The sequence below is a fragment of the Kitasatospora sp. NPDC059795 genome, from assembly GCF_042732175.1.
GTDB lineage: Bacteria > Actinomycetota > Actinomycetes > Streptomycetales > Streptomycetaceae > Kitasatospora.
In genome coordinates this window covers 62,441-75,749 of the sequence record NZ_JBHWID010000018.1, presented here as the reverse complement: position 1 = coordinate 75,749, position 13,309 = coordinate 62,441, and the positions used below count along the sequence as shown (strand labels likewise).

Below are 13,309 nucleotides of genomic sequence, written 5' to 3'. Positions count from 1 at the left end.
GCTGGTGGATGAAGGTCGAACGCGCTCCTTGGCGTGGGTCGGTCACTGGGTTAACGTCTTTGAGCCAGCGATCAGCTGGGTACACCCTCCATCTCCGGTACAGCGCAGTGTTGTTCGTCTTACGGCTGGCATGTCCATGCCCTGGCTAGGAGGACCGCATTGACCACCCCCGTGACCACTGGACGCCGGAGGCTGCTGGCCGTACCGGCAGTTCTGGCACTGGCACTGACAGCCGCCTGCTCCAACAGCTCCTCGTCCGGCGGCGGGGGCGGCTCGTCCGCCGCCGCGCTCACCGGTGACTGTGCCAAGTACCAGCCCTACGCGGGCCATTCGGGTACCAAGGTGTCGATGTACGCGTCGATCCTGGCGCCCGAGTCGGACTCGCTGGAGAAGTCCTGGGCCGACTTCAGCTCCTGCACCGGCATCAAGATCGTCTACGAGGGCTCCAACGACTTCGAGTCGCAGCTGCCGGTCCGGGTGGCCGGCGGCAACGCCCCCGACCTGGCGATCATCCCGCAGCCCGGCCTGCTCGCCCAGATGGTGAAGACCGGCAAGGTGGTCAAGCCCGCCCAGCAGACCGTCGACAACGAGAACAAGTGGTCGCCGATCTGGAAGACCTACGGGTCGGTCAACGGCACCTTCTACGCCGCGCCGATGAGCGCCAACATGAAGTCCCTGGTCTGGTACTCGCCGAAGGCCTTCAAGGCCGCCGGGTACGAAGTCCCCAAGACCTGGGCCGACCTGATGGCGCTCAGCGACAAGATCGCCAAGGCCGGGACGACGAAGCCCTGGTGCGGCGGCATCGGCTCCGGCACCGCCACCGGCTGGCCGGCCACCGACTGGCTGGAGGAGGTCGTCCTCGGCTCCTACGGCGGCGACGTCTACGACCAGTGGGTCAGCCACAAGGTGAAGTTCTCCGACGAGAAGATCACCACCGCGATGAAGACCGTCGCCGACTGGATGCAGAACCCGGCCTGGGTCAACGGCGGCTTCGGCGACGTCAAGTCGATCGCCACCACCACCTTCCAGGACGCCGGCACGCCGATCCTCAGCAACAAGTGCGCGATGCTCCAGCAGGCGTCCTTCTACCGGGCGCAGTGGCCCAAGGGCACCGCCATCGGCCCCGACGGCGACGTCTTCGCCTTCCACCTGCCCGCGGTGAACCCGCAGGTCACCAGCCCGGTCGAGGGCGGCGGCGAGTTCGCCGCCGCGTTCTCCGACCGGCCCGAGGTGCAGGCCGTGCAGAACTACCTGTCCAGCTCCGACTGGGCGAGCAGCCGGGTCAAGGTCTCGCCCGGCTGGGTGTCCGCCAACCAGGGCGTCGACAAGAGCCTCTACACCGACCCGATCGACAAGCTGTCGGCCGAGTCGCTGACCGACCCGACGGCCACCTTCCGCTTCGACGGGTCCGACCTGATGCCCGCCGCGGTCGGCGCGGGCGCCGAATGGAAGGCGCTCACCGCCTGGTTCGCCGAGGGCCAGTCGATCCAGAAGACCGCCGCCGACATCGACGCCGCCTGGCCGCAGTAGGCCGAGGCCCCCGGGCAGCGCGGGCGGGCGGTCCTGCCCGCGCTGCCCTCCCCGTGCCCCGAGGCCACAACGTCCCGAGATCCCACAGGTCTTGAGGAAGGACCCTGCGCATGCCCACCGACACCCGGCTCGCCGGGCCGGCGCTCCAGCTCGCGGACTCGCTCTGGCAGGACGCGGCAGTCAAGTTCGGCAACACCGCCGGCGCCGTGCTGGGCTTCGTCGGCGTCCTGCTGGCCGTGTTCTACGCGGCCGGCCGCGCCACCGGACGCTTCTCCCGGCCGCTGGCGATCGTGCTGATGCTCGGCCCGGCGATCGTGCTGCTGCTCACCGGCCTGGTGGTGCCGCTGCTGCGCACCGTCGTGCTGAGCTTCCTGGACGCCGACGGCGCAAAGTTCGTCGGCGGGAAGAACTACGGCTGGGCGCTGACCAGTTCACCCATCCACGGGGTGCTGCTGAACACCCTGCTGTGGCTGGTCGTCGCCCCCCTCACGGCCACCGGACTCGGCCTCGCGCTGGCCCTGATGGTGGACCGGATGCGCGGGCAGGCGGTCTGGAAGTCGCTGATCTTCATGCCGATGGCGGTCTCCCTGGTGGCCGCCTCGATCGTCTTCAAGCTGGTGTACGAGTCGCGCGGCAGCGGGCAGAGCCAGGTCGGCCTGCTCAGCCAACTCGCCGTCGCGGTCGGCTGGGACGACCCGCCGAACTGGATCCTGTCCCAGCCGCTGAACAGCTTCCTGCTGATGGCCGTCCTGGTCTGGGTGCAGACCGGCTTCGCCATGGTGGTGCTGTCCGCCGCCATCAAGGCCATCCCGGACGAGATCACCGAGGCGGCCCGGCTCGACGGGGCCACCGGCCTGCGGCTGTTCCGGCACGTCACCGTGCCGATGATCCGCACCACGCTGGTGGTGGTGCTCACCACCATCATGATCATCACACTGAAGGCCTTCGACATCGTCCGCACCATGACCGGCGGCAACTTCGGCACCCAGGTGCTCGCCAACGAGATGTACTCGCAGAGCTTCGAGCAGTACAACTACGGCCGAGGCAGCGCCCTCGCGGTGATCCTGTTCCTCGCGGTGGCCCCGCTGGTGGTCTACAACATCGCCCTGCTGCGCAAGGAGCGTGCGACCCGATGAGCGCCCAGCCCACCCTCGCCCCCACCTCGGCCGCGAAGCCCGAACTGCCGCCCGCGAAGGCCGTCCGACGGTCCTTCAGCAGCCCGCTGGCGAGCATCCTGGTGGTCGCCGTCACCGCGCTGTGGACGCTGCCGACCGTCGGCCTGCTGGTCACCTCGCTGCGGCCCAAGGGCGACGTCGCCTCCACCGGCTGGTGGGAGGCGTTCGTCCACCCCGACCTCGGGCTGGAGAACTACCGGTCGGTGCTGTTCGACAACTCCTTCGGCACCTCCGGCGGCCTGATGCCGTACCTGGTCAACTCGGTGGCGATCAGCATCCCCGCCACCGTGTTCCCGCTGGTGCTGGCCGCGATGGCGGCGTACGCGCTGGCCTGGGTGCGGTTCAAGGGGAGCGACACGCTGTTCTTCGTGATCTTCGCGCTGCAGATCGTGCCGCTGCAGATGGCGCTGATCCCGCTGCTGAGGCTGTTCTCCGGCGGTGCGCACCTCGGCTCGGTGACGGTGATCCCGGCGCTCAACCTGAAGGACACCTACCTGCCGGTGTGGCTGACCCACACGATGTTCGCGCTGCCGCTGGCGATCTTCCTGCTGCACAACTTCATCGCCCAGCTGCCCCGCGACCTGATGGAGGCCGCGGTGGTGGACGGCGCCTCGCACTTCAAGATCTTCCGCTCGATCGTGCTGCCGCTGAGCGCCCCCGCGCTGGCCTCGTTCGCCATCTTCCAGTTCCTGTGGGTGTGGAACGACCTGCTGGTCGCGCTCACCTTCGCCGGCGGCAACCCGACGGTCGCGCCGATGACCTCCCGGCTCGCCCAGCTGTCCGGCTCCAACGGCAGCCGCTGGGAACTGCTGTCCGCGGGCGCCTTCCTGTCGATGGTTGTGCCGCTGGCGGTGTTCTTCGCGCTCCAGCGTTACTTCGTCCGCGGGCTGCTCGCCGGATCGGTGAAGGGCTGAGCGGTCGCTCGGACGGCTGCCGGGCAGGGTTGGGCGGTCGGTCGGACGGCTGCCGGGCAAGGCTGGGCGGTCGTTCAACTGTTGAACGCGACGAAGCGTGTTGAAGGTGTGCAGACAAACCGGTCGGATGCGGAGTATTCGCGTTCGAGTTGGCCGGAAGTCGTGGCTGTGATGTGAGGGTTCTGCGGACGCGCCGGGGTCGGAGCCGATAGGACGGAGGGCGGCACTTCTGCCGTTCATCCGGTCATCCGACCTTGGGGGGTTGGCGTTGAGGTTCAGAAAACGACTCGCCGGGCTGCTCGTTGCCCTGCTCGCATCCACCGGACTGATGGCGGCGCCCGCGGCACACGCGGCGACCGCCGTCCTCGGCAACAACACGACCGGCACCGCCACCGACTCCGGTGACTCCAACTACATCAACACCTCGCGCTTCGTGACCGGCTCCAGCGGCGGAGCCGTCAACAGCGTCAGCGTGTACGTGGGCGCCGTCGGCGCCACGCCCAACGACCAGTACCAGGTCGCGGTGTACGGCGACGTCGCCGGCAAGCCCGGCCCGCTGCTCGGCTCCTCCGCATCCGGCACGCTCACCGCGCACTCCTGGAACACCCTGCCGGTCACCGCGACCCTTGCGCCCAACACGCCCTACTGGCTGGCGTACAACTCCAACGGCGTCTCCGCGGCGGTCAACAACCTCAACTACTCCACCGGCGGCCAGAGCGGCTACTCCACCGGCGGCCAGGCCTTCGGCACCTGGCCCAGCAGCTTCGGCGCCGTCTCCACCGGCAGCCTCAACTACTCCATCTACGCCACCTACACCCCGTCCGGCGGCGGCAGCACCACGCCCGGCAACGGCCCCGGCAACGAAGGCCCGATCCTGCTGGTCACCGACCCGGCCAACCCGTACACCTCGTACTACGGCGAGATCCTCAAGGCCGAGGGCCTGAACTACTACAAGACCGCCGACCTGGGCACCGTCACCTCCACCACGCTCGCCTCGTACGACGTGGTGCTGCTCGCGGAGAACCAGCTGACGGCCGCCCAGACCACCATGTTCACCACCTGGGTCAACGGCGGCGGACGGCTCGTCGCGATGCGGCCCGACAAGCAGCTCGCCGGGCTGCTCGGCCTCACCGCCACCACCGACACGCTGGCCGACTCCTACCTGAAGATCGACACCACGGCCGCGCCCGGCACCGGACTGACCTCCGACACCATGGGCTACCACGGCACCGCGGACAAGTACACGCTGAACGGCGCCACCGCCGTCGCCACCCTGTACAGCGACACCGCCGTCGCCACCACCAACCCGGCCGTGACGCTGCGCACCGTCGGCACCGGCCAGGCCGCCGCGTTCACCTTCGACCTCGCCAAGTCCGTCGTGCAGACCCGCCAGGGCAACATCGCCTGGGGCGGTCAGCAGCGCGACAACGTGGACGGCATCGAGGCCAGCGAGATGTTCTTCGGCACCGGCGGACAGCTCAACTGGAACAACCTCGACAAGGCGCAGATCCCGATCGCCGACGAGCAGCAGCGCCTGCTCGGCAACCTGATCACCACCATGGACGCCGCCAAGAAGCCGCTGCCGAAGTTCTGGTACTTCCCCCGCGACGTCAAGGCCGTCGTCGTGATGACGGGTGACGACCACGGCATCGGCGGCACCACCGGGCGCTTCGACGGCTACATCGCGCAGAGCCCGACCGGCTGCAACGTCGCCAACTGGGAGTGCGTGCGCGCCTCGTCCAACGTCTACGCCAGCGGGCCGATGACCGACGCCCAGGCCAAGGCCTACTCCGACCAGGGCTTCGAGATCAGCACCCACATCACCACCAACTGCACGCCGTGGGGCGCCCCCACCGACCTGGCGAACGTCTACACCACCCAACTCGCCGCCTGGAAGGCCAAGTACCCCTCGCTGCCCAACCCGGACAGCACCCGCACCCACTGCGTCGAGTGGGACGACTGGGCCACCCAGGCCAAGACCAAGCTCGCCAACGGCATCCGGCTGGACACCGATTACTACTACTACCCGGGCAGCTTCGTGCAGGACCGGCCCGGCTACTTCAACGGCACCGGCCTGCCGATGAAGTACGCGGACACCAACGGCGCCACCATCAACGAGTACCAGGCCACCACCCAGCTCACCGACGAGTCCGGGCAGTCCATGCCCGGCACCGTCAACACGCTGCTGGACAACGCGTACAACGCCAAGGGCTACTACACCGTCCTGACCGCCAACATCCACACCGACTACGCGGCGTCCACCGCGTCCGACCAGGTCGTCGCCTCGGCCAAGGCGCACGGCACGCCCGTGGTCTCCGGCCGCCAGCTGCTGAACTGGCTGGACTTCCGCAACGGTTCGGCGTTCTCCGGGATGGCGTGGAGCGCGAACACGCTGAGCTTCAGCATCACCGGCGGTGCCAACGGCCTGCGGGCCATGGTCCCGGTCAACTCGGCGGGCGGCACCCTCACCGGCATCAAGCAGGGCGCCACCACCGTCAACTACCGGATCGAGACCATCCACGGCATCACCTACGCGTTCTTCGACGGCAACGTCGGCTCCTACACGGCCACGTACGGCACCGACACCGTCGCGCCGACCGTCACCGGCTCCGTGCCGGCCAACGGCGCCACCGGCGTCGCCGCCACCGCTCCGGTGAAGGCCTCCTTCAGCGAGCCGGTCCAGGCCTCCACCGTCACCGCCGCCAACGTCACCCTGAAGACCACCACCGGTGGCACCGCGGTGGCCGGCACCGTCGCGCTGGACTCCGCGACCAACACCGTCACCTTCACCCCGAACGCCGCGCTCTCGCTCAACACCGGCTACACGCTGAGCGTCGCCAACGTGAAGGACCTGGCGGGCAACACCCAGACGGCGGCCTACACCGCGGCCTTCACCACCGCCGGCGCACCGCCGCAGACCATCGGAAACAACGCCGTCGGCACCCTGCTCGACGACACCAACTCCAACCACCTCAACGGCTCGAAGATCACCACCGGGGCCGCGCCGATCGCGCTCACCTCGCTGAACGTGCACATCGGCCAGACCAGCGCCTCGCCCAACAACCAGTTCCAGATCGCCGTCTACAGCGACAACGGCGGCTCGCCGGACGCCCTGCTGGCCACCAGCTCGGTCGGCTCGCTGAGCGCCAACGCCTGGAACACCGCCTCCATCAGCTACACCCTGGCCGCCAACACCACGTACTGGCTGGTCTACAACTCCAACGGCACCAGCTCCACCGTCAACAACATGCACTACAGCTCCGGACCCGCCGGGTCCGGCGTCTACAGCAGCGCGAGCGTGCCGTTCGGCACCTTCCCCGCGAGCTTCGGAACCGCTGTGAAGGACAACCTCGTGTACTCGCTGTACGGAGCCTACTGATCGGCCTGATCGGCCTGGTCGGTTCTGCCCGATCGGGCCCTGCTTGATCGGTCTCCGCTTGATCGGGCTCTGCTCCACCCCTGCCGGGGCGGTTTGTGTCACAACTCTGTGACCAAGCCGCCCCGGCGGCTTTTTGAACCTGTTCAGAAATGGGTCTACGGTTCTAGAGTCACCGGCACGACCAGGCATGCGACTGGCCGAAAACCTTCGCATGCCCGCATTCTGAGGGGGTTTCATGTCGCAGTCGTCCGACTCCAGCGGCACCAGCGACACCAGCGGCACCGCCGGATCCGGCGGACAGCCGCCGGCCGGGGCGGGTGCGCACGGGGCGCCCTCGGCGGGGCAGGGTGCGAGCGGGGCGTCGGCACCGGCCGACCCGTTCAGGGTCCCTCCGGGAGCGGCGGGAGCGGCGGGAGCGGCGGGAGCGGCGGGAGCGGCAGGAGCGGCGTGGGTGACGGGGACGGCTCCGCGGCCGGGGGCGTTCGGGAAGGGGACGCCGGTGGGGGTCGCTGCGGCGGGACCGGCGGGGCCGGCGGGCCCGGCAGGCCCGGTGGGTGCCAACCCGTACCAGTACCGGCCGCAGCAGCCGCTGCCCGAACCGGAGTGGCTGCGGCCCAGTAAGGCCCGGGCCGCCGCGCCCGCCAGGCTGCGGGTGCTGGCGGCGGCGGGCGTGTCCGGGCTGGTCAGCGCGGCCGTGCTCGGCGACGGGATCGGCGTCAACCTGCTGCTCTGCGCCCTCGCGGGCACCGTCGGCGCGGCGATGACTGCGCTGGGCACCGGGCGGCGGATCAAGCCCTGGCATCTGACGTTCGCCGTGGCCGCGCTGCTGCTCTGCCTGGTGCCGGCCGTCAGCGGCTCGGGCGGGGCGGCGACGCTCGCCGTGATCGCCGCGATCTGCGTCGGCTCGCTCACCCTGCACGGCGGCACCCGCTGGGTCGGCGTCGCGATGGGATCGATAGGACTCTGGGCGCACTTCCTGCCCGGACTCGCCTGGGGCTTCCGGGCGTTGAAGGACCGCCGCTTTCCGGCCAAGGCGCGCGTCGGACAGGTGGTGAAGGCCGCCGGGGTCTCGCTGCTGCTGCTGGTGGTCTTCGGCGCGCTGTTCGCCGGAGCCGACTCCACCGTCGCCGACCTGCTGGGCCACCTCGTCCCCTCGGTGGAGCCGGGGGAGACCCCGCTGCGCTTCGTGTTCTTCGTCGGCGGAGCGGTGCTGGCGCTGGGCGCCGCGCACACCGCCGCCGCCCCACGCCGCTGGGACCGCACCAGGACGTCCGCCGGTAAGGAGCGCGGACGCCTGGAGTGGGCGATGCCGCTGGCGGTGATGAACCTGCTGTTCGGCACCTTCGTGGCGGTACAGCTGGTGGTGCTGATCGGCGGCCACGGCTCGATCATGCGCCGCACCGGGATGACCCCCGCCGCGTACGCCCGCCAAGGCTTCTGGCAGCTGCTCTGGATCGCCGTGCTCACCCTCCTGGTCGTCGCGCTCGCCAAGTACTGGGCGCCGCGCAGCACTCCGGGGGACCGGCGGCTGGTCAAGGTGATGCTCGGCCTGCTCTGCACCCTCACCCTCGTCGTGGTCGGCAGCGCCTTGGTCCGCATGAGCCTGTACATGGACGCCTTCGGACTCACCCGCCTGAGGGTCAACGTCGCCGCCGTGGAGATCTGGCTCGGGCTGGTCTTCCTGATGGTGCTGTTCGGTTCGGTGCTCTCCACTCGGCGCTGGCTGCCCCGTGCGGTGGTGCTCAGCGCCGCCCTCGCCGTGGCACTGTTCGGCCTGCTGCGGACCGACGGGCTGATCGCCGAGCAGAACGTCGACCGCTACCGCACCTCCGCGGCCCACCTCGACATCAACTACCTGCGCGGCCTCTCCGTCGACGCCGTGCCCGCCCTCGACCGGCTGCCCGACGACCTGCGCACCTGTGCCCTCCAGCCCATCGCCGCCGAGCTGGCGAACGAGCCCGCGCCCTCCTGGTACGCCATCAGCCGGGCCGAGGCCCGCGCCCGGGAGATCCTCGCGGCGCACCCGGTGACCTGGGACGGCGGCCAGGCCTGCCGGCGGGCCGGGCTGCTCGACGGGCGGAGCGAGTACCGCTGACCGTTGGCTTCGGTGGCGGCCGGCCGTTGGCGGTCGGCCTGCTGGTTGCTGGTTGCTGGTTGCTGGCGGAGGGTGGGGGAGGGGCTGGGGTCCCGCCTCCACCTTCCGGGTGTGTCAGCCCGCTCGGCGGGGCGTCATATCGCCATTCCGGCAGGGGCCTCGGCGGGCAGGTCGGAGGCCTTCGCCTTGACCACGAACAGCGCGGACAGCAGCGCGGCCACCGAGAACGCCACACCCACCACGAAGGCGTGAGAGACGGCGTACGCCAGCACCTCGTCGGCCCACGTGCTGCCGGGCGGGAAGGCCTGGTGCTGCTGGGCGTACTGCAGCTCGGCCGGGCCTGCGTGGGCGAGGAAGTCCGGCTGCCGGCGGTTGCCCTCGGAGGTGGCGGCCTTGGCGAAGACCGTGGTGAGTATCGACAGGCCGACCGAACCGCCGATCTGCTGCACCGAGTTGAGCAGGCCCGAGGCGGCACCCGTCTCGTGTGCCGCGACCCCGGAGACCGCCATCAGCATCACCGGGACGAATATCAGGCCCATGCCGAAGCCGAAGGTGACCGTCGGGCCGAGCACGCCCAGCGGGTAGCTGCTGTGCACGTCCGTCCGGGTCAGCCAACTCAGCCCGACCGTCACCAGGACGCTGCCGGTGACCAGGAACGGCTTGGGTCCGAACCTGGCCTGGAGGGCGGAGGCGAGCTGCGCGGCGACGATGATCGCCGCGCTGATCGGCAGGAAGGCCACACCCGCTTTGAGTGCGCTGTAGTCGAGCACGCGCTGAACGAAGAGCGTGACGTAGAAGAAGATGCCGAACATGGCCGCCGTCAGGCAGAGCATCATGATCAGGCCGCCGGCGCGGTTGCGGCTCCGCAGCAGCCGCAGCGGGGTGATCGGCTGCGCGGTGCGCTGCTCGATGACCGTGAACGCGGCCAGCAGGGCCGCGCCGACGGCGAACGAGGCGATCGTCACGCCGTTGCCCCAGCCGGCCTTCGGATCCGCGGCGTGGATGAACCCGTACACCAGGCTGAGCAGGCCGACGGTGGAGGTGAGGGCGCCGGGCAGGTCGAAAGCGCCCGGGCGCCGCTCGGACTCGCTGATCCAGCGCGGCGCGGCGACGGCGATCAGCACGGCGATCGGCACGTTCACGAAGAACACCCAGCGCCAGTTCAGGTACTCCGTGAGCACACCGCCGGCCAGCAGGCCTATCGCCGCGCCCGAGCCGGCCACCGCCGAGAAGACGCCGAAGGCCCGGTTCCGTTCCGGCCCCTCCCGGAAGTTGGTGGCGATCAGCGCGAATGCCGTCGGTGAACAGATCGCGCCGCCGATGCCCTGCAGCGCACGGGCGGCGAGCAGCATGCCGCCGTTCTGCGCGAAACCGCCGAGCAACGAGGCCAGGCCGAACAGCAGCACGCCCACGATGAACACCCGGCGGCGGCCGAGGATGTCGCCGGCCCGGCCGCCCAGCAGCAGCAGGCCGCCGAACGTCAGGGTGTAGGCGTTGATCACCCAGGACAGGTTGGTGGTGGAGAACTTCAACGCGTCCTGGATGTGCGGAAGCGCGATGTTCACGATGGTCGCGTCGAGGACGACCATGAGTTGTGTGGCCGCGATGACCGTGAGCGTGATGCCCTTGTGCTGGTCGCGACCGGCCCCCGCCGGAGCCGACTTGCTGAGCATGTCGGAGATTGCCACTGTTGTGCCCCCTGCCGGCTACTGCTATCGGTTGCTGGCTCGGTAAAGTGCTCGATGGTGCGAATAGTGAACGGTGCCGTTCACTGTGGGGGACATTAGGCGGCACCGATAGTGAACGCAACCGTTTTTTAGGGTGGATGACGATGGATCAGCCGGACCTGCGACGATCGGCCGACGGCCCCACGGAGGGGGCCCCGCTGCGTAGGCGTGGCAAGGCGCTGGAGACCGCGATTCTCGAGGCCGCGCTCGACCAGCTCACGTCCGGCGGGTTCGCCCGGATGACGATGGAAGGCGTGGCCGGCGCCGCGCAGACCGGCAAGGCCGCGCTCTACCGGCGATGGGCCTCCAAGGCCGACCTGGTGATGGACGCCCTGGTCGCCGCCATGCCGCCGCCCGCCGACATCCCCGACCTCGGCTCCGCGGAGGCCGAGCTGCGGCACGTCGTCCAGGGCTACATCGTGGTGCTGAACTCCCGGATCGGTGCCGCCGTCCGGAGCCTGATGGGCGAACTCGACCACGAGCGCGCCGAGTTCTTCAAGGGCTTCCTGCACGAGCGGGTGGTCGAGCCGACCACCGGCGGCATCCTCGGCGTCCTCCGCCGCGGCGAGGCCCGGGGCGACGTCCGCCGCGGCGCCGCGGTGGCGACGGTCGCCGATGTGATGCCGGCGATGCTGCTGTACCGGGCCAAGTTCTGCGCCGGGGCGTTCGACGAGGAGTTCGGCGAGGACTTGCTCGAACAGGTGCTGCTGCCGATGATCCGGCCGTAGCGCTGCGCGGGGGCGGGCCCCGGTGCGGGTCGGCCTCCGGCGCGGTGGGGTGCTCGGGCAGGCTGGGCTGTCCGGGTGGCGGCGTACGCTGAAAGGAGCCGGGAGCGCCCTCGGGCGCGGTCCCGGCCGCCGCCCTGTCCAGCGAAGGAACCCCGATGCCGTACGACCCCCCGACCCACTCGGTCGAGCGCTCCCTGCGCCGGGCCGGAGCCCGCCTGGTGGTCGGGCTGGACGAGGTGGGCCGCGGGGCCTGGGCCGGACCGGTCATGGTCGGCGCCGCCGTCACCGGGCTGCGCCGCCCCCCGGAGGGCCTCACCGACTCCAAGCTGCTCACCGAGCGGCGCCGGGAGGCGCTCGTCCCGATCCTGGAGGACTGGGTGACCGCCTACGCGATCGGCGCCGCCTCGCCCCGGGAGTGCGACGACCTCGGCATGACCGCCGCGCTGCGGCTGGCCGCCGTCCGCGCCCTGGAAGCGCTGCCGGTGCATCCCGACGCGGTGATCCTGGACGGCAAGCACGACTACCTGGGCGGCCCGTGGCGGGTCCGCACGGTGATCAAGGGCGACCAGTCGTGCGTCTGCGTCTCCGCCGCCTCCGTGCTGGCCAAGGTCCGACGGGATGCGCTGATGGCCGAACTCGGCGTGGACCACCCGGCGTTCGCCTTCGAGGAGAACGCGGGCTACCCCTCGCCGACCCACCGTGCGGCGCTGGAGGAGCTCGGCCCGACCGAGCACCACCGCCTGTCCTGGGCGTACATGGACGCCCTGCCGCGCTGGAGCCACCTCAAGCGGCAGCGCACTCCGGTCGACACCGGCGAACAGCTCTCGCTCGGATTCTGAGCGCCCCTCGGCGCCGCGCGACGCGCCCTCGGGGCGGAAACGCGCCCTCACGCAGTCGAACAATCCGATGGTTCGCCATGACTTTCGAGCGACCACTGGGGGGCCTGGGGGCTGCCAAATCCGCCGCTTCTGACGGTTCGTCATCATTCATCCACCCGTCGCTCGGGCGCTGTTGCATGCCCGTGCACGAACGGCCGGACTTTCAAGTGGTGGGGTGCCCGTGCGCATCCGACCGGCATTTGATAGGAATCCGGGTATGCCTGTCTTCCCCGAGGAGCCGGAGATTCACGAGACGATCCCGGGCCCCGGCGTTCCCCTTCCCCACAAGTCGGACGCACCCGCCCCCCGTATGCCTTCCTCCACCGCCGTCGCCGCTCAGGTCCCGGGCCCTCGCCCCGGCCCGCCGCGCCCCGTTCCGCCCCGTGCGGACCGCCCGATTCCCGGTCAGCGGCCCGCACCCCGGCCCAAGCCCGGCCCCGCGCCGCGCCCCGGCCGGCCGACCGTCCAACTCCTGTCCGTCGCCGCGACCGAGGCCCTCGACCGGGCCGACGAAGCAGTCGACGCGCTGCTGGAGTCCGGCCGTCGCCCCGGCGACGTGCTGGTCCTGACGGTCGGTGCCGCGCACCCCTGGCAGGACCACGAGCGCAGCTTCGGCGAGGAGCGCTACTGGGCTCAACTCGCCGACGGCGGCGACGTGTTCTACGCCGACGCCGCCACGAACCGGACGCTGCGCCGTGACGTGGTGGTGCTGGTGGTCAACGAGAACCACGCAGAGCGGGCGGCCGCTGCGGCGCGCAAGGCGCTGGAGCGGGCCGCGAAGTTGCTGGTGGTCTGCGGCGAGACGGACATCGTCGCCCCGCTGTTCGCCTGACCGCCGGTTCGTCGCACCGGTCCGGTTCCGCCCACGGGCGGAGCCGGGGCC

At 70.5% G+C, this 13,309-nt stretch carries 9 protein-coding genes; 8 read left to right on the top strand and 1 reads right to left on the bottom strand.

Annotation, left to right across the window (positions count from 1 at the left end):
* Positions 1-159 precede the first annotated feature (159 nt).
* From ACFV4P_RS29965 to ACFV4P_RS29945, 5 genes are all read left to right on the top strand, one after another.
* Complete coding sequence (locus ACFV4P_RS29965; protein WP_073817527.1) at positions 160-1,530, top strand: ABC transporter substrate-binding protein; 1,371 nt, start codon at positions 160-162, stop codon at positions 1,528-1,530.
* A 110-nt stretch (positions 1,531-1,640) separates the two neighbouring features.
* A complete protein-coding gene (locus ACFV4P_RS29960; protein WP_380476435.1) occupies positions 1,641-2,666 on the top strand; it encodes a carbohydrate ABC transporter permease in 1,026 nt (341 codons plus the stop codon).
* Positions 2,663-3,619 carry a carbohydrate ABC transporter permease gene (locus ACFV4P_RS29955; protein ID WP_380476433.1) on the top strand — a complete coding sequence of 319 codons (957 nt, stop codon included), beginning with the start codon at positions 2,663-2,665 and terminating at the stop codon, positions 3,617-3,619. The genes ACFV4P_RS29960 and ACFV4P_RS29955 overlap by 4 nt, the downstream gene beginning before the upstream one ends.
* Positions 3,620-3,947: 328 nt before the next feature.
* Positions 3,948-6,998: an Ig-like domain-containing protein gene (locus tag ACFV4P_RS29950; protein ID WP_380476432.1), complete on the top strand. Its 3,051-nt coding sequence runs from the start codon at positions 3,948-3,950 to the stop codon at positions 6,996-6,998.
* A 550-nt stretch (positions 6,999-7,548) separates the two neighbouring features.
* Positions 7,549-9,093 carry a DUF4153 domain-containing protein gene (locus ACFV4P_RS29945; protein WP_380476430.1) on the top strand — a complete coding sequence of 515 codons (1,545 nt, stop codon included), beginning with the start codon at positions 7,549-7,551 and terminating at the stop codon, positions 9,091-9,093.
* Between the two features lie 134 nt (positions 9,094-9,227).
* Here the strand turns inward: ACFV4P_RS29945 and ACFV4P_RS29940 are convergent, their stop codons facing one another.
* Complete coding sequence (locus ACFV4P_RS29940) at positions 9,228-10,766, bottom strand: MFS transporter (RefSeq protein ID WP_380476538.1); 1,539 nt, start codon at positions 10,764-10,766, stop codon at positions 9,228-9,230.
* A 158-nt stretch (positions 10,767-10,924) separates the two neighbouring features.
* On the opposite strand from ACFV4P_RS29940, the gene ACFV4P_RS29935 reads away from it, so the two are divergent.
* The 3 genes from ACFV4P_RS29935 (at position 10,925) to ACFV4P_RS29925 (ending at position 13,258) form a co-directional block, all read left to right on the top strand.
* Complete coding sequence (locus ACFV4P_RS29935) at positions 10,925-11,548, top strand: TetR/AcrR family transcriptional regulator (protein ID WP_380476428.1); 624 nt, start codon at positions 10,925-10,927, stop codon at positions 11,546-11,548.
* 155 nt (positions 11,549-11,703) lie between these two features.
* The gene (locus tag ACFV4P_RS29930) at positions 11,704-12,387 is read left to right on the top strand and encodes a ribonuclease HII (RefSeq protein ID WP_380476426.1); all 684 of its coding nucleotides are present in this window, start codon (positions 11,704-11,706) and stop codon (positions 12,385-12,387) included.
* A gap of 349 nt (positions 12,388-12,736) precedes the next feature.
* Entirely contained in the window at positions 12,737-13,258 is a 522-nt protein-coding gene (locus ACFV4P_RS29925; RefSeq protein ID WP_380476424.1) for a hypothetical protein, read from the top strand.
* The last annotated feature ends 51 nt before the right edge of the window (positions 13,259-13,309 follow it).

What these genes read in the sequence shown, in the direction of transcription:
- ACFV4P_RS29960 (WP_380476435.1), top strand. Translation starts at nt 1,641, where the DNA reads ATGCCCACCGACACCCGGCTCGCCGGGCCGGCGCTCCAGCTCGCGGAC.
- ACFV4P_RS29955 (WP_380476433.1), top strand. Translation starts at nt 2,663, where the DNA reads ATGAGCGCCCAGCCCACCCTCGCCCCCACCTCGGCCGCGAAGCCCGAA.
- ACFV4P_RS29950 (WP_380476432.1), top strand. Translation starts at nt 3,948, where the DNA reads ATGGCGGCGCCCGCGGCACACGCGGCGACCGCCGTCCTCGGCAACAAC.
- ACFV4P_RS29940 (WP_380476538.1), bottom strand. Translation starts at nt 10,766, where the DNA reads ATGCTCAGCAAGTCGGCTCCGGCGGGGGCCGGTCGCGACCAGCACAAG.
- ACFV4P_RS29935 (WP_380476428.1), top strand. Translation starts at nt 10,925, where the DNA reads ATGGATCAGCCGGACCTGCGACGATCGGCCGACGGCCCCACGGAGGGG.
- ACFV4P_RS29930 (WP_380476426.1), top strand. Translation starts at nt 11,704, where the DNA reads ATGCCGTACGACCCCCCGACCCACTCGGTCGAGCGCTCCCTGCGCCGG.
- ACFV4P_RS29925 (WP_380476424.1), top strand. Translation starts at nt 12,737, where the DNA reads ATGCCTTCCTCCACCGCCGTCGCCGCTCAGGTCCCGGGCCCTCGCCCC.